This window comes from Xanthomonas sp. WHRI 10207 (assembly GCF_040202975.1).
In the GTDB taxonomy this organism is placed as follows: domain Bacteria; phylum Pseudomonadota; class Gammaproteobacteria; order Xanthomonadales; family Xanthomonadaceae; genus Xanthomonas.
Genome location: NZ_JBEGDX010000003.1, coordinates 499,515 through 524,113, shown reverse-complemented (window position 1 = coordinate 524,113; position 24,599 = coordinate 499,515). Strand labels below are relative to the sequence as shown.

At 67.6% G+C, this 24,599-nt stretch carries 1 protein-coding gene; it reads right to left on the bottom strand.

The features are described from left to right. Positions 1–10: 10 nt before the first annotated feature. Entirely contained in the window at positions 11–24,577 is a 24,567-nt protein-coding gene (locus tag ABQU90_RS12625) for a non-ribosomal peptide synthetase (protein ID WP_323522794.1), read from the bottom strand. Between the last annotated feature and the right edge of the window lie 22 nt (positions 24,578–24,599).

Here is a 24,599-nt window from a genome sequence, read left to right as displayed (position 1 = left end):
ACGACCAGGTTCATAGACCGGAACGAACAATCTGCAGCGCCGCGTGCGCGTCCAGATTCCGGTGCATCAAATCGTCGATCACTGAGGCATACAGGGCCTCGTCAAACGCATCTTCGTCTCCGCCATCGCCGACACCCGCTCCGGGCTCCGCGCACGACGTCGCCTGCGCGCCAGCACGCCAGTACGACGCACCGGCGAACGGATAGGTCGGCAAATGCAGCCGGCGCGCAGACACCCCCGGATCGCGCTGCAAGCGCGTCCAGTCGACCTGCGCCCCGTTGACCCAGACGCGCGCGACGCCCGCCAGTTCACCGTCGTCGAGCAGACGTCGCACATCGGCATCGGCGTGCCGTGCGCCCGCGCCGCGCGCGCCAGTGCCAGTGTCGTTGCCGGCCTCGCCCTCCAGCACGAGCCAAGCGTGCAACTGGCTGAGCACGGCTTCGACGCTGTCGCCGATCCACGCGGCGCGCCAATGCATCGCCTCGCGGCCGGTCTGCAGAGTGAATGCAAGATCGGTAATCGAGACGCCGGCGCCATCCGTTTCCAGATAGCGCGCGAGATCGCTCACTTTCCTGCGTAGCGCGTCCGCGCTTTTCGCGGACAGTACGACGATCTCGGGCGAGCACGTGGCACCGGTCGCGGATAGCGACGCGGCGGTCCGGCGCTCGGGCGCCTCGGCGATGATCACGTGCGCGTTCGCGCCACCCGCGCCGAACGACGAAACGCCAGCGATGCGTGCCGGCACGCCGTTGCCCGACCTGCGTGGCGCCCAGTCCGCCAATTGCTGCTGCACGCGGAACGGCGTGCGGCCGAAATCAATCTCAGGATTGGCATCGGACGCGTGGAGCGACGCGACCAGCTGGCGATGCCGCATCTGCAGCAGCACCTTCGCGATGCCGGCGACGCCGGCCGCGCTCTCCAGATGGCCGATGTTCGACTTCACCGAGCCGATCGCGCAGTGCGCGGCGTCGCCACCTGCGTCGGCTGCACCGGCGAACACGTCGGTGAGCGCCGAGATCTCGATGGGGTCGCCGAGTGCGGTGCCGGTGCCGTGCGCCTCGACGTAACCGATCTGCGCCGGCGTCACGCCGGCGCGTTCGAGCGCCCGGCGCAGCGTCTCCGACTGCCGGACGGGATTGGGCACCATGTAGCCGTGCGTTTTCCCGCCGGCGTTGATCGCACTTCCCTTCAGTACTCCGTGAATCGCGTCGCCGTCGGCCAGCGCCCTGCGCAGCGGTTTGATCACAAACGCACCGACGCCCTCGCCATCGACGAACCCGTCCGCATCGGCGCCGAACGCCTTGCAGCGATCGCCGGGCGATAGCATCGTCATGGCGCACAGCCCCTGGTACTGGACAGCATCGACGATCAGGCTGACGCCGCCGACGATCGCCGCCTCGCATGAACCGCACAGCAGGCTTTCGACCGCGGTATGCAACGCGGTCAGCGATGACGAGCACGCAGTGTCGATGGCCATGCTCGGGCCGGACAGATCGAGGCAGTACGAGACCCGGTTGGCGATCGACCAGAAATTCGGCTGCGCGTTGTAGACGCCGTTCATCGCGCCAACGAACACACCGACGCTGCCAGTGTCGCTAAGCCCGCGTGGCGTGTAGCCGGCGTCCTCGATCGCACGGTAGGCTTCTTCGAGGAACAATCGCTCTTGCGGGTCCATCCGTTCCGCATCCTTCGGCGAGATGTGGAAGAACAGCGGATCGAAGCGATCGATGCTGTCCAGAAACCCGCCCCAGCGCGCATAGATCTTGCCGTCCTTGCCCGGTTCCGGATCGTAGTAGTCCTGCCAGCGCCAGCGCGACGGTGGGATTTCGCTGATGCAGTTCACCCCATCGCGCAGATTGCGCCAGAAAGCTGCGAGATTCGGCGCTCGCGGAAACCGGCCACTCATGCCGATGATCGCAATATCGGTGTCCGCGATGCCGTCGTCTCCGGCGCCGTGCCAGTCATCGCGCGGCTTCGGCGCCTCGTCGTCCGGACGGCCCGCTGCAGGGTCCAGAGCCACTGCGACGAACCCGCTGTCCGGCAAGTCCGGCGAAGCGAGACGAACGTGTTCGACCAGCCGTTCGCGTTCGGTCTTCAGCAGATGCGCGGTCAACGCGCGCACCGTCGATACCTTGAACAGCAGCGGGCTGGTGATGTCGGCGAAGTAGTGGCGCAACCGGTTCGTTAACTGAACGACGAGAATCGAGTCGAGCCCCAGCGCCTGGAAATGCTCGTCGGGCGTCAGTTCGTCCGGTTCGAGCTTCAGGGTATCGGCGACGAGCCGCTGCACGAACGCGAGCGAACGCTCCATCAGCGTGTCTTCCGACGGCGGCATTGGCGTGGTTACGGCCGGTAGCGCCGGCACTGCGATGCTGCCCGCGGGCGTTTCGGGCCTGTTGCCCGTCGCGTCCGGCATCGCGCTGGAAGGCGGCTGCGCGCGAACCAGGCCGTCGCTCTTGAACACGATGATCTGCTGCCCGAGGTCATGCTGCTCGCGCGCCGGGAACGCGAGCGCACGCAGCCCCTCGGCCTCGCCGAGATCCGCCCATGCATCGGGCGACAGCGCCGGGCTGCCGGGAATCCGCAGCTCGGGATCCTCGCTGAGCCACCAGCCCGGCAGCAGCCCGAATGTGACATGCCCAAGCACGTTCACCTCGCTGACCTCGTTGACCACCGCAAGGCCGGAAGTGCGCAACGTCGCCTTCAGATGGCGCATGGTGTCGCGCATCGACGTTGTCGCGTGCAACACGTTGGTGGCGAGCACCAAGTCGTAACGGTTCTCGGCGATTCCCTGCGCGAGCGGCGCTTTCCCGACGTCGAACAACTGTGTGGTCAGGAACGGATAGCGTGCGCCGTACTGCGAACGACCGTGAATCAGAAATGCCTTGGATACGTCGGTGTAGCAGTATTCGGCGATGTGCTCGTGCCACGGCTCGAGCCGGCGGAGCAGGCCGGCTGTCGTGCCGCCGGTGCCCGCGCCGATTTCGAGCAGGCGCAGCTTCACGTCGGGCTGCATCCGTACCCGCGCCTCGACGTAGGCGGCGATCACCTCGCTCTGCATGGCATTGAAGTGGTCCGACACCGCATTGTTGCGGTAGATGCCCTCTACCCGGGCCATACCGCCATCCGGGAACATCACGTCGGTCGCGGCGACGCGGCCAAGCAGGATGTCGCCGAGCGCGCGCAGGCAGTATTCGAGCAGGTCGATCTGCGCGACGTAGCCGGGCGCGGACACGTAATCGGCGGCGAGCCGTCGCCAGTCGGTCCACAGCGTACTGATGGCGACGGCCGACACCCGGCACGACAACTCGCCGCCGGCGTCCGTCAGATGGCCGGCCTCGACAAGCAGCCGATGGCTCTGCCTGAGCCACTTCTCGTAGACCTCGACGTGCTGCGGCGCATAGGCGCGCAGTCGATCTCCGAACGCAGCAGCGCGCGCGCTCGTCGTACTTTCCGGCGCGAGCGCCGCCTGCTGCAGCGTCGCCAGCAGCAGGCGCTCGACGAGCGCGCCCGCGCGACGCCGGAACGCCAGCGTCTCGCGACTCAGTGCGGTGACGTCGGCCGGCGCCGCGACCGCACGCGGCGCGATAAGCTGCGCGGCGACTTCAGGAATCGTCCGCGCATAGCGGCGCATCACCGTCGATGCATCGTAATGGCGCGCGGAAATCGGCCGGGCGGTCTTCACGTAGGCGATCTGCGCGCCGGGACGCGCAAGCAGCGCATCGACCGCGCGCAGCCCATCGTCGGCGCCAATCGAATCAAGGCCCGCGGCACCCGCGCGAACGCGGTGCCGCTCGCCCGAGACGATACCGACATCGCCCCAGTAACCCCAGTTGACGACCTTGACGTCGCAGCTGAGCAACGTGTCGAGCTTCTTCGCGTAGGCGTCGGTGAAAGTGCAACCGGCGACATAGTTGCTCTGCCCCGCCGAGCGCGAAAACGCGTTCAGCGACGAAAAGAACAGCATGAAGTCGAGGGGCTCACGGCTGAACAGCGGATACAGATTCACGCAGGTCTTCAGCTTGGTGTCGTAACCGAGTGCAAAGGTCGCCTCGTCCATGTGCGCCAACGAGCGGTCGGCCAGCACGATCGGCGCATGCACGACGCCGTGGATCGCGCCGAAACGCGCGACAATTTCTGCGTACGCGCGTTCCAGCTCGAACGGATTCCCCGCATCGGCCTGCAGGTAGGTGACACCGCCGCGGCCGGGCGCGCCGAATGCGTCGAGATGCGTGCGGATCTCACCGTCCAGCGGGCGTCGTCCGATCCAGACGACGCGAGCGCCGAACCTCTCGATCATGCGCCGCGACCAGGTGCGTCCAAGGCCGCCCGCGCCGCCGATCACGAGGTAGACGCCGCCTTGGCGATACAACGGCTCGGCGGTGCCTTCATCGACGACGCGTACCAGACGCTGCCGGTACCAGCGGCCATCGCGATGCACGCGAACATCGCCGTCGGAACCGGCCGTTGCCGCCAGATGCGCGTCCAGCGCGCCGAAGAAGCGGCCGCCGGCGTCAGCCGGTGCGTCGATGTCCCAGTGCCTGACGGTCCAGTGCGGATACTCGTGCGCGACGGCACCGGCAAAGCCGACGATGCCGGCATCGGACACGTCGTGGCGCCCATCGGCAGCGAGCGCATGGACGTTGCGCGTGACCACCGTCAACGCGAGCGGCGCAACGTCGAGACCGGCGCCGATCAGCGCTTTGATCGACCGGAACAGCGGCAGGATGCCGTGCGCCTGACGCGCGATCAGCACATCCGGATCGAGGCCATCGTCGGTGCCACCACCGGCGATCCAGAGCACATGCGGGGCGACACCTCTCGCGTCCGCCACGTGTGCCTGCAATGCGCGGCGGAACGCATCTTCCGTCCCGTCGAGACCGTCGAAGAACGCGACATTGCGCGCGCTGCCGAGCACCCGACGCACCTCGTCGTTTGCGCCGAACACCCACAGCGCATCGCGCTCGGGCGGCGACACCGCTTCGGGGGCCGACAGCGGCTCCCAGATCGGGCTCAGCGTGACCTCGCCGACGGGCAGCATATCGCCATCCGGGCAGGCCGCGCGATCTTGCGACGCGTCGGCGCGGGATTCGCGCACGGGAGCCGCAGCCTGGCTGCGCGTATGCAGCCCGCGCAGCATGATCAACACGCTGCCGTCGGGCAGCGCGATATCCATGTCTACGCTTGCATCGCCGTCGCGGCTCGGGCGAATCCAGGCCCACAGTCGCGATGCGCGAGGCTGCCGCACGATCCGCATCGCGTCGAGCGCGAACGGCAGGCGCGCTTCGCGCTGCCCGCGATCGGGCGCGAGACCGATCACCGCCTGCCAGGCGGCGTCGAGCAGCCCCGGATGCAACCTGTAATGGCTCGCACTGTCGACAAAGGCCGCCGGCAACGCCAGCTCGGCGAGCACATCGTCACGGCCGACGAACAGCCGCTCGAGCGCGCGATGGCCCGGCCCATATTCGATCCCGACCGCGCGATAGCGGTGGTAGCATTCCTCGGCGGAGATGAGCGAGGCGTCGCGCTCATGGCGCATCCGGTCGAGGTCGAGCTTGCCGGCCGGCATGGACGCCGTCAGCGCGATCTCGCCCTCGGCACACGCGTCGCCGCCGCCGTCGTTGAGCCGGTATCGCCACGACCGCACGTCGGCGCCGGACAACAGTTCCAGTGCGACTGTCGCGCGCGCGGGCTCCCAGACGACCGGCCGCGACCAGACGACATTGCGCAGCACTGCGCCCGTGTCGCCGGTTTCGCCGGCCGCGATGCACGCCGCTGTCAGCGCCATCTCCAGACTCGCCACGCCGGGCAGCAGCCGCAGTCCCTGAACCCGATGGTCGGCGAGGAAAAACTCGTTACCGGAAAACGACGAGACGAAGCGACGCGTGCGTGCGTCGACGGGTTCGTCGCGATGGAGTAGCGGATGCAGCGCATGCGCCGGCGTCGCATCGCCGGCAGACGTCGGGGAGGCGGGTATTGCGGCGTTGGGCGCCGAAGGCGCCTGCGACGCCGGCTCCGGATTGGGCAGCCAGTACGCCTTGCCGCCAAAGGGATAGGTCGGCAGGCTGACACGCCTGCCGTCGCCAGCGAGGGTGTCGCTCCACACGTCGAGGTCGCCATGCGCCCATGCGCTTACCTCGCGCAGCGAGTCCGGCGCGAGCGCAGTGCCGCGATACGCCGCGGCGAGCGCATCGTCCAACGGCTGCGTATCGGCCTTGCGCGCGGCGTCGCCGGCGCGGCCGATGGCGATGCCTTGCCTTGCCAGTTCGTGCGCGTCGCCACCTGATCGCGCGCGAGTCAGCTTGCGCTGCAGGTCGTCGAGATCACACGCAACGAACGCAAGCCGGTGCGGCAACGCCTCGCGGCCACGCGCGAGCGTGAACGCCAGATCGCGCAGCGCCAGCTTGCCCGCGGGTCGCGATGACAGGAACGTCAGCAGATTGCCGACGATCTCGTCGAGTTCCGCCGGTCGGCGCGCGGACAACCCGATCGCGAGCGGACGCTGCGCGGTTTCCGGCGTGGCGCCCTGGGTGATCACGTAGGCCTCGGCCGCGTCGACCACGACATGCGCGTTCGAGCCGCCCATCCCGAAGCTGCTGACGCCAGCGCGCCGCTGCGGAGCGGGCCAGTCGTGCGTCTCGCGCACGAGATGGAACGGGCTGCCGTCCAGCTCGAGATACGGATTCGGTTGCTTGAGGTGCGGATTGCCGGGGATTCGGGCGTGCTTCAACATCAGCACCGTCTTGATGAATCCAGAAATGCCGGCGGCGGCTTCGAGATGGCCGATGTTCGCCTTCACCGAACCGAGCGCGCAGTGCGCAGAGGCGGCGGCCCGGCCTTCGGCCAGTTCGGCGAACGCGCGCACGAGCGCTTTCACCTCGATCGGATCGCCGAGCGAGGTGCCGGTGCCATGCGCCTCGATGTAACCGACGCTCGCCGGGTCGATGCCTGCACGCCGGTAGAGATCGACTATCAGCTGGCGCTGCGCGTCGGGATTCGGTGCCGATGGCGAGCTTGAACGGCCCCCGTGATTCTCGCCGCTCGCGGCGATCACAGCGTCCACATGGTCGCCGTGCGCGATCGCATCGGACACGCGCTTGAGCACGACGACACCGACGCCCTCGCCGCGGCCGAAGCCGTCGGCCGCGCTGTCGAAGGTCTTACAGCGCCCGTCCGGACTCAGCATGCCGGCGGCGCTCGCCGCCTCGGTGACGGCGGGATTGGCGATCACGTTGACGCCACCGACGATCGCGATCTCGCAGTTGCCGCTCGCCAGGCTCTCGCAGGCGCGGTGAATGGCGACGAGCGAGCTCGAACACGCCGTGTCGATCACCTCGCTCGGGCCGCGCAGGTCGAACAGGTAGGACACGCGGTTGGCGATCATAAAATGCGCCAAGCCAAGATGGGTCGCCGATTCTGCGCCGATCCGGCTCAGCCACAGATCGCGGTAGTCGCTCGTCGTCACGCCGACGAACACCCCGACGCGGCGCTTCGCCAGATCGCCGATCCGGTAGCCGGCATCCTCGACAGCGCGCCATGCGCACTGCACGAACTGGCGGGACTGCGGATCCATGAACTCCGCCTCCATCGGCGTCAGGCCGAAGAATTGCGGATCGAAGCGCTCGATGTCGTCGACAAAGCCGCCCTCAAGCGGCGGCGTACGGTCGCCATCGATCGTGTCGCGTGCGGACAGCACCGCGCGCAGCCCGGACATGCGGCCGATCAAGTCGCGGTTCTCGGACAGATTGCGCCAGAATTCGTCCGGGTTGTCCGAGCCCGGAAACCGGCAGCTCATCCCGATCACCGCGATGCGCTCCTCTGCCACGGGCGGTGCGACGGCCTCGACGGCAGCGGACCGCGCCAGATGCGAGGCGAGCGACGCCAGCGCGTCGCACGACAGGTCCGGACATGTGCGCGCGAGATGTTCGCCGAGCGCGCGAAGATCGGGGCACTCGTAGAACAGCGTCGGTTGTATTTGGATCGACAGCGCAGCGCTCAACGTGTCGGCGAGCTGGATAAAATCCACGGAGTCGAGGCCGAGCCGATAAAACGCGCTGTCCGCCGTGACCGCCTGCGGCGCGTCCGGGCAGTGCGCAGCAACGACCGCGATCAAGGCGGCAAGCAGCATCGGCGCTGGCGCAGCGCCGGGTGAAGCCTTGCAGCCGTTATCGCCGGCACGCTCGCGCTGGCTGGCGCCAGCGTCGTGCAGGGCGTGTCCGTGGCGTACGACGTGGTTAGCGCGTGCAGCGCCATCGGATTCCTGCGTGACGCCGGCAACGGCCTCACCGGCGTCTGGCGAGGCGTCCGCTCGCATCGGCACGCTATTGAACTGCGCAGCCAGCCGCTCGCGATATGCCTCGACGAGATGGTCCGCGAACGCCCCAAGCGCGGGATATTCGAAGAACAGCGTCGGCTGCAGGCTCAGACCGAGCCGTTCGCCGAGATCCCGCGCAAGACCGATCAGGCTGATCGAGTCGTAACCAAGATCGAAGAACAGCGCGCCGTCATCGATCTTGGCGACGGGGATCGTCTGCTGTGAGGCGATGATCGTCTTCAGCGCATCGAGCACGGCAGCACGAAGCCGTACCGGCTCCGCCGCGACCGCATCGGCGACGCTGCCGGCCACGGCATCGCAGACGGCGTCGGCGACGACGAAACGGCTGTCGAGCATGCGCACGATCCGCTCGCGATCGGCGCCTGGCGCGACCAGCAGCACGCCATCGTCGGGCATACCGATCGGGCATGCGTTCAGCACTGCGTCCAGCACATCCAGGCCCTGCACGGCCGACAGTCCTTCGAGCCCGGTCAACTCACGCATCATTGCGCGGCGCTCCGGCGGCATCTCCATGCCGCCGTCTAGCCAAAGCGGCCAGCCGATCGCGAAGCTTCGGCCGCGCCGGGTACCCGCGAGCACGTCGCGATTGCGTCGCACAGCCAATCGGTTGACGAACGCGTTCGCGACCGCATAGGCGGCCTGCCCGGGGCTGCCGAGCGCGGACAGCGACGAGAACATAGCGAAGCACTTCAGGTCCAACGCACGCGTCGCGTGATCGAGGTTGACGCTGCCGCGCAGCTTCGGAGCGAACACGGACTCCGCAGCCGCCGCGTCGCTATGACGCAGATACGCATCGTCGATCACACCGGCGCTATGAATCACGGCGTCGAGGCGCCCATGCTGCGCGACGATGCGGGCGACCGCGCGTTCGACGTCGCTCTGATCGGCGACATCGACCGCAACATAGTCGATCGTCGCGCCCGCCGCGCGGGCGAGCGCGTCCCACCCCGACGGCTCTGCACGACGGCCGCTGATCGTCACCCGCATCCCGCGCGCCGCGAGATCGCGCGCGACATGCAGCCCGATCCCGCCCATCCCGCCGACGAGCCAGACCACGTCGCCGCGCTCGAGCGGACGCACCCCAAGGATGCCGTCGCGGCGTTGCCCGGCAAGCGTCGCGCGCTCGGGCAAGACGCCCACATCGACGCGCCGCGCGTGGCGCCCTCCGTCGAGCGCCACACGCACCTCCGGCGCGTCGGGGTCGAGCCGCAACAGTTCGTGTTGCAACCGCAACCGGTATGCGTCGGCAGCCGGGTCGGCGACCCCGGACACGGCGTAGAACACGGTCTTCGCTGCCAGCCGGCCGTATTCGAGCGCGGCCGTCGCGCACAACGCCTGAAGGCTCGGCATCACATCGTCGTGCCCGGAGTCGGGCACCAGCATCAGCACGTGCGCCGCGCGCGTGCCCGACGCGCCGGCGAAGTCGCGAAGCATCTCGAACGCCTGCCGGTATGCGCGCTCCAGGCGCGCCACGGCGTCGTCGTCGGGTTCGGCATCGGCGGTGGCGTCGGCGCAACCCAGGCGGCACAGCCGCGCCGCCGGATCGAGGTCGCGCAGCAGCGTCTGCAACGCGACGTCGTGCTCCGGCACGAAGAACAGCCGGTCGACGTCGGTCGTCGCCTGTACCGAGGTCAGCGCCGGAACCGGCGCATCACGCCAGCCCAGCGTCGCCGTCGTCACCGGCACGGCGCTGGCGCGCGTGGCCGTATCCGTCGTCTCGCGGCGCTCGCCCGGCACCCAGGGTCGCACCGAATACCCGCGCATCGCTGTCGCGACGTGACCGCGCTCATCGAGCAGATCCACGTCGTAGCGTTCGAGCTTTGCGCCCTCGCCGGACACGCGACGCACCAGGATGTAGCCGCTATCGGCTGGTCGTGCGTAATCGAATACGCTGTCGATGCCGTAAGGCAGACGATGTGCGCCTGCCTCGCCGCGCGCGGCGATCCACATCTCGACGGCGCCGAACGCCGCGCTGAGGATGCCCGGATGCCAGTGGAACGGCTCGCTGTGCCCGGCTGGCAGCCGGTACGCGGCGATCGCCTCGTCCTCGCCGTGCTGTAGCCACGTCATCACCTGGAACGCCTCGCCGAACGACGATGCCGTTTCGACCAGCGCGGCCATTGCGTCGCGGTCGAGCCGGCCGGACGTGCGTCGTACGACGGCATCAACGTCCACCCTGTCCGGCGTCGACTCCGACGCAGCATCACAGCGGGCGACGAAGTGCAACACCTCGTCGCCCGACGCGCGGCGGCTGCCGATCCGGCAGCGCCGCTCGGCGCCAGCGTCCAGATGCGTCGCGACGGACGCTGGCCGCGCGCCGTCCTGCAAACCGGACGCCTGATACGGTGCGAGCCAAATCACGTCGCGCAACACGCCGGCGTCAACGCCCGCGCACTGGTTCACGTAGCGCGCCATTTCCAGATAACACGCGGCGGGAAGCACCTTCACGCCAGCGATGCGGTGACCGTCGAGAAAGAATTCGCGACCGTCGAAGGCGCTGACATAGTGAGGCTCGTGCGCGTTCGGTGCCGCGTGCACGAGCGGATGCAGGGCGCGCTGGCGCTTCGCCTGCGCGGAACGGCAACCGCGCATCACCAGCAGCAGCCGGCCGCTGTCGTCGAACACCTCAATGTCGTGGCTGGCGCCGGTCGCGGTGCGCGCGCCGTCACGGCTCGGATAGATCCAGACCCAGCTCGGATCCTGCGGCGCGTCGACGATCGTCAGACTGTCCATCGCGTAAGGCAACGGCAGCGTGTCGGCGGCGCTGTCGATCAGATTGCCGATATTCGCCTGCAGCGCGCCGTCCAGGATCGTCGGCGATAACAGGTAGCCGGCGTCGACCCCGGCCGCGCCGGAACGGCCGACCTGCGCGAGCAGCTGGCCACGGCAGCGGAACAGCTTCTTCAGACCGCGATGGCTTGGGCCGAACTCGATGCCTAGCTCGGCAAGGGTGCGATAGCACGCGGTAACGTCGATTTCCTCGGCCTGATGGCGAAACGCCGATGGATCGAGGAAGCACCGCGCATCGGCGTCATCGGTGTGCGCAATCTCGACCGTACCGCTGCAATGGGTCAGATAGACCGCCGCATCGCCGGTAGTATCCGCAAGCCGGCTTTCGATCGTGAAGCGAAAGCGCGGTGCCGAGGCCTGCGCACCGTCGCGGTCGAGATGAACGAACACGGTACGCGGACCGGCGCCGAGCGACAACGGCTGCTGCAAGACCAGGTCGCGCACGACGACCTGGCCCGCCGCGTCCGTGGCCTGCAAGACCGACCAGCGCGTCATCTCCCAGTAGACGACGGCCGGCAGCCAGGGCTCGCCATGCACGCGATGGTCGCGCAAGAACGGCTCCTGCCCGTCGAGACGCCGTGAGAAGCTGTACGCGTGCCCGCGCTCGCCGCCCGTCGCGGCGAGCGGCGGCCAGGGATTACGCGCCTCGGCCGGCGCGCTGGTCGGCGTCTGGACCCAATACGATTCGCGGGCGAACGGATACACCGGCAGCCGCACGCGGCGGTGGCCAAGGCCGCTCCACGACGCCGGATCGAGCCGATCGCCTGCGACGTACTGTCGGGCCCGCTCCATGAGATCGCCGTTGGCGCCGTGCGCAGCGCTGACCACGCCGCCCTGCGCCGCTGGCGCGTTGGCATCGCCATAGAACACCGCAGACGCGGAAGGTTTCACCGGTACGCCGGCGCGGCAATACGCGGCAAATTCGTCCATGCGCGTCGCGACGCAGGCCCAGCGGTGACGCATCTGGCGCCGTCCGACCGCGAGCGTGAAGCCGACGTCGGCAAGCGACAGCTCGCCCGCGTCCGAGCCGGACGCAAACTCCGCCATCCGCGCAAGCTGCTGGTCGAGCTGTTCGCGTGTCTGCGCGGACAGCACCAGCAGCACCGGCTCGTCCGTTGCCGGCCGGCGGCCAGCGGCCGCGACCGGCGGCGCTTCGGCGATCACCGCGTGCGCGTTGGTGCCGCTGAAGCCGAACGAGCTGACGGCCGCCATCCGGCGCTCGCCGGCATCGGCGGCCCACGGACGCAACCGCGTGTTGACATAGAACGGGCTGTTCTCGAGATCGATTTCGGGATTGCCGTTCGCAAAGTTGCACGACGGCGGCAACTGGCGGTGCCGCAGCGCGAGCAGGACCTTCAGCACCCCGGCGATTCCCGCCGCCGTGGTCGTATGGCCGATGTTGGTCTTCACCGAACCGAGCGCGCAGAAGCCGCGGTCCTGCGTGTAGCGGCCGAACGCGTTGGCGAGCGCGGCGAACTCGATCGGGTCGCCGAGCGGCGTACCGGTCCCGTGCGCCTCAATCATTTGCAGGCCGCGCGGGTCGATCCGGAAGCGGTCGTAGACGTCGGTTTCGAGTTCCTCCTGCGAGCGCGCACTGGGCGCCGTGATGCCGTTGGTGCTGCCATCCTGGTTGATGCCCGACGCGAGAATCACGCCGTCGACATGGTCGCCGTCTGCGATCGCGTCCTTCAGCCGCTTCAGCACGATCGCGCCGACGCCCTCGCCCGGCACGAAACCGTCGGCGCGCGCATCGAACGCGTAGCAATTGCCGGTCGCCGACAGCATACCGGCGCGCTGCGCCTGCTGGTAGAAGCCGGCCGTGCACTGGACGAACACACCGCCGCAGAGCGCCATCGAAATCTCGTCGTTGCGCAGTGCCGCGCATGCCATGTGCAGCGCGACGAGCGAGCTCGAACAGGCCGTGTCGATCGCGATGGCCGGGCCGTGCAGATCGAGGAAGTACGAGATACGGGCCGGGATGATCGACACCGCGTTGCCCCAGTACGACTGGATCGGCGGCCGCTCGCCCGCGTCGCCCGCCGCGCCCGGGCCGGGAAACAGCAGGTGATAGTCGCCGCCGGAACAACCGACATAGACGCCGCAGCGCTGCGCCTTGCCGGGCTCGCCGGCGTAACCGGCGTCTTCGAGCGCTTTCCACGCTTCCTCGAGGAACAAGCGCTGCTGCGGATCCATATAGCACGCTTCGGTGCCGGAGATCTTGAAAAAAAACGGATCAAATAGCGACAGGTCGTCGAGGAAACTACCGGTATCGCAACGTGCCTGGCCGGTGTCACCCAGGTCCCAGCGTGTTACCGGCGCGATCAGGCTGGTGCCGGAGGCGAGATGCGTCCAGAACGCATCGAGATCCGGCGAGCGCGCGAAGCGCCCGCTCATCCCGATGATCGCGATGTCGTCGTCGTGGAGCGCGCGCGCTCCGCCGCGCGTCGCGTCGTCGGCCGCGCCGGCCATGCGGGCCGGCGTGCCGGCTGCGCGCATGGCGCTGCGCGCCACCGGCGTCGGTTCGCTGACGCGCACGACGATCTTGCCGATGGTCGCCCGATCGGCGAGACGTCGATAGGCATCGCGAAATTCCCGGAACTCGACCACTTCCGAGATCGTCGGCGCGATGATGCCGCGCTCCGTGAGCGACACAAGCTCGTCCCAGTACTGCGCGATGCGCTGCGGGGAACGCGCGCCCAGGCGCGCGAGATCGACGCTATAGAACGTCTGGTTGTCGGACAGCGATGACAGGTCGATATTCCGCGCGGTCTTCAAGGCCGTCATCGCGATCTCGATATACCGGCCATCCGGTGCGAGCGCGTTCAGCCCCTTCTGCAGCGCATCGCCACCGAGCGTGTTGATCACGACGTCGACGCCGCCAGGCGCGAGTCGCTGGATCTCCTGCGCGAAATCTTGCGTCCGGTAATTGATCGCGTGCACGACGCCGAGCTCGCGCAGATACCGCAGCTTCTGCTCGCTGCCCGCCGTCGCGAAAATTTCCGCGCCGTGGTGCTTGGCGAGCTGCATCGCGATCAGCCCGGTGCCGCCTGTCGCGGTCTGGATCAGGACTCGCTCGCCGTGCGTGACGGCCGCCTTGCGGAAGGCATCGATCATCGTGATACCGACGATCGGCAACGCGCATGCCTGCTCGAAGCTCCAGCTCGTGGGCTTCGCGAACACCTGGCTCATCGGACAGACGACCTGCTCTGCGTGGCAGCCCTGGCTCAGGCAGACGACCGCGTCGCCGGACCGCAACCCTGTCACGTCGGCGCCGACCTCCATCACGACACCGGCCGCTTCGTTGCCTGGCACGAACGGATACGGCGGCATGTTCGGGTACAACCCACGTGCGCACAGCAGATCAGAGAAGTTCAACGAGAACGCGCGCACCGCCACGCGTACTTCGTCGCGTGCAAGGCTGCGCGGCGCTAGCGTCACGATCGACAGGTCGTCGATATCGCCGGGCCCCTCAATCGAGACCGCGCGGATCCGTCCCGGCACGGCGGCCGGCATCGCGACCGGTGCGGAATCCAGCGTCGGCGCGGGCACGACGGCGCGATCGTGCGCGCCTCTGAACGCCGCGGCGGTGGTGCCGCCCGCCATGCTGCGGGTCGACGCAGGGTCCGCGGCAGCCGTCGATTCAAGCGCGGCGCCGTGCGCATCGCACAGATGGGCCACGAGCCGATCGACGGTGTTGTGATCGAAGATCACGGTCGTCGCGATTCGGAGGCCGAGACGCTTGTTGAGCTGATTCACCAGCTGTACTCCTATGATCGAATCGACGCCCTGATCGGCGAAGCTTTTCTGCGCATCGACCTCGTCCGGGGCAATGCGCAGCACGGCCGCCAAGCGTTCGACGAGCAGCGCGCGAATCGCCTGACGCTCCGGCGCGGCGTCGCGCCGCCCGGGGGCAGGTGCGGCCTGTGAGGCCGGTAAAGCGGGTGCGGCGGCTTCAGTCGGTTTCGCCAGCGGCGTCGCGCAGTGCCGTTCGTGCAGGAATCCAGCCAGACGATGCACGGTGTTGTGGTCGAAGATCGCCGTCGTCGCGATCCGCAGGCCGAACAGTTTGTTCAGCCGGTTGACGAGCTGTACGCCGATGATCGAGTCGACGCCCTGGTCAGCGAAACTGCGGTGCGGATCGATCTCATGGGCGCCGACGCGCACCGCGTTCGCGACCTGCTCCAGTACGACCGCCATCACGCCTGCGAACCCGGCGCCGGCGGACGACGCGGCTTCGGACGACGTGGCCTCGATCGCTGCGTCCGCAACCGCCGTGCCGCTGACCGCGCCGGTCACGCCATACCGGTCGACAAGATGCGCGGCCAGCCGCGCGACGGTGTTATGGTCGAACAACTCGATCGTGGCAAGCCGTATTCCGAAACGCGTGTTCAGCCGATTGGTCAACTGGATCGCGAGGATCGAATCGAGACCGATGTCAGAAAAGCTGCGCTCCCGATCGATGTCACCGGCACTGATACGCAGCACCTCCGCGACCGATGCGACGAGCACCGCCACGATCCCGGCCTTGTCATGCCTGCTCTGATCGCGCCTGCTCTGGTCGCTTCGGCTGCGGCTGTCGCGTGCCGCATATGCATCCTCGGGCGCGGACGGCGTCGGCTGCCGGTCGCACGCACGTTGCGCAACGATCACCTGCTGGCCTAGCGACAACGCGCCATCGAGCGGGAAATGCACGTCTGCGAAACCGATACGCTCGAGCTGGCGAGCCCACTCGCCGGGAAAGAGCCCGGGACACCCCGGCATTCGCGCGGACTCGTCGTCGTAGAGCCACCAGCCTTCGAGGAGACCGAACGTTAGATGCGAAAACGCGCAGTTCTCGCTCATTTCGTTCAGCACGAGAAGGCCGCCATCGCGCAGAAACGCATGCGCGTTGCGCAGTGTTCGGTCGATGTTGCGCGTAGCGTGCAGAACGTTGGCCGCGATCACGACATCGTAGCTACCGCGTTTGTCTGCATGCGCATGCTCGGCCGTCAGCGGTGCCTCGATGTCGAGAATCGAAGTCTTCAGGAACGGTGCGTCCGGACCGTAGGTGTCCTGCGCATAGAACAAGAAGGACTTGGAAAGATCGGTGTAGTGATATTCGTCGATCTGCTCGCGCCACGGCAGCAGCTTCGGCAGTACCTTGCTGCTGGTGCCGCCCGTTCCCGCACCAATTTCAAGGATTCGCAGACGTACGCCGCGATCGCGCCCGGCGCGATAGCTCACGTAGTCGATCACCGTTTCCGCAACGCCCTCGTTGAAGTAGTCGGCGATCGGATGATTGCGGTGCACGTTCTCAACGAGCTGCATCGATCCATCGGGAAACATCACCGCAGTCGCGGCGGTTTCGCCGCGCAGGATCGCCGGCAGATTGCGCAGGCACGCATCCATCAGCTCGATGCCGGCGCGCACGCTCGGATGCGCGCAATAGCGGTCGCGCACCTGTGCCCAGGCCGCATCCGGAGCTTCGTCTGCATCCGGCAAGCCAACGCCGGACACGTCGAGCAGACCGTAGCGCTGCAACTGCCGGCAGCTTTCCTGATACCAGCGCTCGTACGCTTCGACGAGGCGGCTGCGCGGACCGGCGCGGTATGCGCCATCGTGGGCACGGCCGATCGGCAGCGCATCGATCTCGCCGAGCGCCTGGCGAACCTTCAGCAGCGCCGCGCGCTCAACGACCGGATCGCGCAGCCCGTTGTGTTCGTACAGCGTATCGAGGTGACGTAGCAGCGGGCTCGCGGCGTTGTGCAACCGGTGCTGCCGATAATCGACCGCGGCATCGGGTTCCGTGGCGGGCGGGAGCGAGGCTTCTGCCGCAGCCATCACCGGCAGTCTTGCGGAAGGCGCGCCGGGCGCAGACAGACGTTGTTCGAAGGCAAGTTGCTGCATGTGATTGTCCTGCATGAATTGCGCGAGTCGTTGCATCGCAAGGTTTGGCTCGACCGAGCCGACGCCGGCCGCTCGCATCCGGCGACGGTATTCGGGCGTAGCGACGATCCCGACACTTCCCCAGTAACCCCAATGAACGAGCTTGACTGCACAGCGCCACTGCTGCCCGATCGCCATTGCATAGGCATCCTGGAAGCTGCAACCGGCAGCGTAGTTGGACTGCCCCCCGGCTTTCACGAACGAGATCGTGCCGGAGAAAAACAGCATGAAATCCAGGTCGCAATCGCCGAATGTGTGGGTGAGATTCACAGAGGTGGCGACCTTCCCGTCGAGCGCGCGGACGAATTGCGATTCGCTCATGCTTGCGATGCCGCGATCGTCGAGCACGAGCGCCGAGTGAACGACGCCGTGCAGCGTGTCGATGCCGAGTCCGGCGAGCGCATGCCGCGCGCGGCGTAGCGACGCAAGATCCGTTGCGTCGGCCTGCAGGTAGATCGGCGCGGGGCCAAGCGTGCCGAGACGAGCGATCTCGTCGTCAATCTCGCGGTTGCGTGGCTTGCGTCCCAGCCAGATCACCTGCGCACGGTAGTCGCGGATCATCGCTTCGGTCCAGGTGCGACCGATGCCGCCGGCGCCGCCGAGCACCAGATAGTGACCGCCCTGCCGATACAGCGTCGGGCGCGGCGCGGGTGTACAGATCTCGACCAGGCCGCGCGCGAACCAGCGGCCATCGCGCCAGGCGAACACGACCTGCCCATCCGCGCGTGGCCAATGCGCCGGCTCCGGGAGTTCGGCGAACGCGCGCACGTCGAGCGCGCGAACCCGCCAGTGCGCGTATTCGCCGGCGAGGCTCTGCGCAAAGCCGATCACGCTTGCGTGCGCAGGAGCGACCGTATCGTCATCGCGCACTTGCTGCGTACCCTCGACAACGAACGTACAGTCCAAGTCCGTGTGTTCGAAACCGTGGCCTACCATCTCCCGAATCCAGCGAAACGCCGCGATCACGCCATCGCGCTGGGCGTCGATCAGCGCTGGATCGTCGGCTGGCGTCTGGACCGCCGGAAACGCGAACACCATCTGCGCGTCGGCCGGCAGGGCCGCCAACAAAGAATTATCCGGCGCCGCGTGCAGCGGCACGTAACGGGCGAGACGGCCGGCAAAATGCACGTCAAGCGCGGCAGACGGCTTTTCGCCGATACTGAACAGCACAACAGGGGCGGGTGAAGCGCCGGATTGGCGATCGGCACCGAGCGCAGTCCAGCCTATCGTCAGTGCGCTCAGGTTGCTGCCGGCCTCGTCGACGTCGTCAGCGCGCGTCACGCCGGACGAATCGGCTTCGACCTCGAGACCGGACCCGGTACGGCGCTCGCCGGGCGCCGTGCGTAGCGCGCGCGTGACGAAACCGCGAATCGCGAGCAGCAGCGTTCCGGAAGCCCCATAAATGAAGATGTCGTGCCGCGCCTCGCCCGCGGCCGGCGCCGATTGGTGGTCGCGCACGCGCACCAGCACTTCCGGTTCGAGCGGCGCAAGCACATCGCACTGCTGAACGAAAAACGGCAACTTCTGCCCCGCGAGCGCTGCCGCCGGCCAGCTGGCAGGGTCGCCGCCGTGCTGCCGAATCATGTCCAGCATTGCGCTCGCCTGCAATGCGCCATCCAGCAAGCTCGGATGCAGCGGGAACGCCGCAAGCGACCCGGACAGCGACTCCGGCAAGCGCACGCGAGCGGTCAACCCGTCCTGGTTCCAGTGCGCCTCGACGAGACCCAGATAAGCCGCTCCGTAGTGCACGCGGCCCGCAGCGATGCGGCGATAAAAAGCCGCGCCGTCGATCCAGTTCGACGACAGCGGCTGCGGCAACGCCGCCGACGCGACCACGTCCTCGCCAGCGCCCGCGTCTGTTGCGTGCCGCCCGTCGCCCGTGTCGAGACTGAGTTCGCCCTCGGCGAACACGAACGACTCGCCCGTCGCTGGATCGGCGCCTGTCAACGCGAACGCGACGGGCGCGCGCCGGTCCTGCTCGCCACCCCGCGCGGCGAGCTCGACTCTCAGCAGCACCTCGTCGCCGTCGCAGACCACCGGTCGCATCCAGACCACCCGCTCGATGCGCAACAACGGTTCGCCTGGGATCGTCCCGTCGGTCATCGCGGCCGCACGCAGCAGTTCGAACGTCATCACCGCCGGCAGCACCGCGCGCTCGTCAACGCGGTGATCGGCGAGGTAAAAATCGTCGCGACGCAGGCGGAACTGCACCTGCCTCGATCCGTCTTCGTCGAGCTGCAACGCGATGCGCGGAGCAGACGTCGCGGCGGAACCCGCCCATATGGCCCCACCGGTTCGCAAGGCCGGGCCGGCGGCAACCGCGTAGTGACGGCGCGCGAACGGATAGGTCGGCAGATGCGTCCGACGCACCCGCACGCCGGAATACAGGGGCTGCCAGTCGATGGCGTGTCCCTGCACCCACAGTTCGGCCAGCGCAGCCAGATCGCGGCGCGCGAGCCCGGCCGCAACCGCATCGGCCGCGTCGCCAGCGGCCGGCGCCGTGTTGTCGGGCCGAGAGATCGCAATCGCCGCGGGCAGCGGCGAGGCCTCCGTACCGCGGGCGTAATGCTGGAGCAGCGCGCAGGCCTCGCTTAGGTCGGCCGCGACGATCGCGAGCCGGTGCCGCATCGGCTGGCGGCCGAGCTGCAGCGTGCAGGCCACCGAATCGAGCGGCAGATCCGGATGCGCCGCCAAGTATCCGGCCAGCGTGTCTGCCATCGTCGGCAGCAAGCGCGGATCGTCGGCGGACAGCACCAGCAGCTGCGGTCCGCGTTCCGGCCCGGCGGCACGCCGGGGCGCAGTCCACGCGTCGGGGCATGCTTCGAGAATCGCATGCGCGTTCGTGCCGCCGAGCCCGAACGAGCTCAGCGCTGCGCGCGGCGGATGCGAGGTCTCGGGCCAGCGCGACGCCTCGCGCGGCAGGCGGAAGCACGACGCCTGCCAGTCGATCGCGGGATTCGGCGTGGCGACATTGATGGTCGGCGGGATCGTGCGAGCGTGCAGCGCCAACGCGACCTTGATACAGCCGGCCAGCCCCGCCGCCGTGTCCAGATGGCCGATGTTCGGTTTCACCGAGCCGATCGCGCAGAACTGCATCGCGTCGGTCCGCTGCCTGTACACGTCGTTGATCGCCATCACCTCGACGGGATCGCCGAGCCTGGTGCCGGTGCCGTGCGCCTCGACGTACGCGATCGATTCGACGTCGACGCCGGCCGCGCGCTCAAGTGCGGTCCGGATCACTCGGCCTTGGCCCTCCACGCTCGGCGCGTAGAAGCCGCTCTTTTGCCGACCATCGTTGTTGACGGCGACGCTACGCAAGATCGCGTAGATCGCGTCGCCGTCCTCAACCGCCCGTAGCGCGTTCTTCAAAACGATCACCGCGACGCCTTCGCCGGCCATCATGCCGTCGGCGTCAGCGTCGAAGGTCCGGCAATGCCCGCTGCTCGAGAAGTTGAGGCCGGGTTGATACAGAAAGCCCGCATTCGGATGCGGAAACAGCGTCGACGCGCCCACGATCGCCTGCCGGCATTCGCCTGCGCGCAGGCTCTTGAACGCGGCGTCGATCGCGACCAGCGACGACGAGCAATTCGTGCCGATGTGCATGCTCGGGCCGGTCAGACCCAGATGGTAGGAAATCAGCGCCGCCGACGAGCCGGCCTGCGACAGCACGTACGCCAGATAGCGATCGTTGTGCTCGATGTCGTCGGCGTTGTCGAGCAACGTCTGGTAGCCGCTGTTGCCGGTCGCGACGAATACGCCTGTGTCGTCGAGCCCCGCGGGCGCATAGCCGGCATCCTCGACCGCCTTCCACGCATGCATCAGCAACTGGCGCGATTGCGGATCGGCGAACTCCGCAAGCTTCGCCGACAGCTTGAAGAAGTCCGCGTCGAACGTCGTCTTGTCCGGGATGGTGAAACGGATGGGGACGTAGTCGGGGTGGTCGGCCAGTTCCGGGCCGACGCCCGCATCGTCGAGCGCGGCGCGCGACAGCCGTTCCGAGCTCTCGCGGCCGGCCAACAGATTGGCCCAGAACGCGTGGTGATCGACGGCGCCCGGGACTTCGCACGAGATGCCGATGATCGCCAGGCTGTCGCCGTAATACGCGGGCACGACCGGCGACGACATTTCATTATCCACACCGGCGATCAGCGGCGTATCGCCAGGCACTGCGTCGCTTTCGACAGCGACCGGTTTGAGATTGTCCAGGTAGTTCGCTATGTCGCGCACCGTCGCATACCGGAACAGATTCGCGGGCGAAAACACGCAGTCGAACGTCTGCTCGATCGCGCGGGCGAAGAAGACCACCGATAGCGAATCGCCGCCTGCCTCGAAGAAGCCCTGATCGAGATGCGCGGGCGCGACGCTCAGCACCTGCTGCCACAGCGCGAGCACTCGCTGCTGTGTGGCGCTCGCGGCAGCGGCGGAGTGCTCGCCGGGCGCCAGCTCGATCGACCTAAGGCTCAGTTCCTGCCGGTCGAACTTGCCGTTGCCGGTCACCGGCAGCTGTGCGAGTTCGACGAAAAAAGCCGGCACCATGTAGTCAGGCAGGCTTGCGCCGACGAATTCACGGAATGCGCGCGCCTCGACGCTGCCGCTCATGGCCGACGTTTTCGCGCAGTAGTACGCGACGAGATGTTTGACGCCGTTGGTGTGCTCGTGTGCGACCACGACGCAGTTCTCGACGGCCGGATGCTGGTTGACGCACGCCTCGATCTCTCCGAGTTCGATGCGGAAGCCGCGGATCTTGACCTGCGCGTCATTACGCCCGATGTATTCGAGCTCGCCCTGCGCGTTATAGCGCGCCAGATCGCCGGTCTTGTAGAACCGCGCACCCGCGTATTCGACGAAGCGCTGTCGCGTCAGCTCCGGCCTGTTGAGGTAACCGCGCGCCACGCCCGCGCCACCGACGTAGATTTCGCCGATCTCGCCGGCCGGCACCGGCACGCGGTTCTCGTCGAGCAGATGGAGATCCAGATCGGGAATCGGTCTGCCGATCACCGACGCATGCGCGCCCTTTACGCCAGCCGCTGTCACCGGCGCATAGGTCACGTGCACTGTCGTCTCGGTGATCCCGTACATGTTGATGAGCGCGGGCCGATGCTCGCCGTAACGCTCGACCCAAGGCGCGAGTTGTGCGAAGTCGAGCTTCTCGCCGCCGAACACCACATAGCGCAGCGACAGCGTCCGTCGATCCGTACCGCCGGTCGCCGCGCGCACCACCGAATAGAACGCGGCCGGTGTCTGATTGAACACCGTCACCTTCTCGTCGGCTAGCACGTCGAGCAGCAGCTCCGTGTCCTTGCGTTGCTCGGCGTCGAGAACGACCAGCCGGCCGCCGTACAGCAGCGCGCCCCAGATCTCCCAGACCGAGAAATCGAACGCCACCGAATGGAACAGGGCCCAGACGTCGTCCCGACCGAAATCGAACCAGTGCGCAGTCCGGTCGAACAGGCGCAACACGTTGCCGTGCTCGATCATCACGCCCTTCGGCTTGCCCGTGGTGCCCGACGTGTAAATCACGTAGGCAAGGTCCTCGCGCCGCACCTCGGGGAGCGCATGCGCCGACGCGCGTGCGGCCGATGCCGCGATCGAGCGACCGTCGCGGTCGAGCACGACGCGATGCGCGACGCCTTCGACCGAGGCCTCGCACGCCGACGTCGTGATGGCGTAGCGTGCTCCGGTGTCCGCGCGGATATGGTCGATTCGTTGCCGCGGCGATGCGGGATCGACGGGCACGTACGCCGCGCCAGCTTTCAGGATCGCGAGAATTGCGCCGATCAGTTCCGGCGATGGCGTGGCGCACAACAGCACGAGATCGCCCGGCTTCACACCGAGCGCCAGCAGATGCCGGGCAAGGGCGTCGCTCTCACGATCGAGATCGCCATACGTGACGTGGCGGCCGTTGAACGTTAAGGCGTGCCGCGCAGGATCGCGCCTGCGCTGTGCGGCGAATCGCGCGGGCAGACTCATGGCATCGGGCGACGGTTGCGCCGCGCCTGCAGCTCCGGCATCCGGCGCGGCTCCGGCATCCGACACAGCCTCGCCATTTGACACGAGTTCGGCATCCGCCATGGGGCCGTCGTCGCGATGCGTATTGCGCGCCGTCAGCACACCCACCGGCTGTCCTGGGTCCGCAAGCGCGTCGTCAAGCACGCCCAGCAATGCGTGTTGCAGCGACAGCACATCGTCGCGCCCGATCATCGCAGTTTTGTACTTCAGATTCACCGCCCAGGTATCGCCCTGCTCGACGACTTCGCAAGTGAGCGGGTATTCGTCGCGCTGGTAGATGTCGTGAGCGAACGTGAGGTCGATCGTGTCTCCGATGCGATGCGGCAACGTGCCGATATCGATCGCGTCGCCAAACTTCTGGTAGGTGAACACGGCCTGGATCGCCTGATGCGGGTTCGAGTGTCGCGGCAGCGCATTTACCAGCCCGGCGAAGGGATACCAGTGGTCGAGCGCGCGATAGACGTAGCGCTGACAGTCATCGAGCCAGCGCGAAAACTGCTGGGTCGGATCGAGATCGCAAACGACCGGCACAAGGTTGGCGAAGTTGCCCACCGTCGACGCGAACTCGCTCGCAGGGCGGCCGAGCGTCGGCAAGCCGATCGTGAAGCGTTGCGTGTCCCGCCAGGCGGACAGCGCCAGCAACAACGCGCCCATCAGCAGCGTGGCCGCGTTGAACGAACCCGTCTCGCGGAATCCGTGCACGCGGGCGGCCAGTTCGGCGTCGATCGCGAACGACAATCGATCGGTCGCAAATACCGACGCATCGTGGGCGGCAAGCGGGACATCGAGTTTCGGGTCGAGCGGCGGCAGGCCGTCCGCACACTGCGAGCGCCAGTATGCGAGGCTCTTCTGCCCCGCCGCGGAGCTGAGATGCTCGGCTTCGAACTTTACGAAGTCGAAGAAGCTGGCCGCCGCCGGCGGCGCAGATAGCGCACGCTGTTGCCGCATGGCCCGATAGTCTTGCCAGATCGTCGATAGCCACTGGCTGAGCGAGCTGCCGTCGCAAACGATGTGATGCACGACCAGCAGCACGACTGATTGGCCGGACGCCGTGGCATACACGTGAATCCGGTACAGCGGACCGTCGTCGAGCGAAAACGGTGCGTCCGCATCGATCTTCGCGCGCGCCACGCACGCCTCGAGCGTGTCGTCGGAATCGAATTCACGCCACGCGAGGTCACGCCCGGAATCGATGCACTGCACGAGTTCGCGTCCGTGAGCGACGATGCCCGCGTTGAGCAGCTGATGGTTGTTCACGAACCGCTGGCACGCCCGCCGGAACGCATGACGTTCGAATCCGTTCCCGACCACGCAGGCGACGGCCACGTTGTACAGCGGATCTGCCGGATACATCATCTGCCGCGACCAGATGCCCTTCTGGTTCTGCGATAGCGGCGACATCGCGTCCAGCAGGAAATGCTGCTTCAACCATACGTCGACGTCGTCCCCGTTCAGAACGCGCTGTGCGTCGTCGCTCTTGTTGCTTCCAGGCTCCGTCACCCTGTTCAGTAGACTCATCGAACCGCTCCCGTCTCGCTTT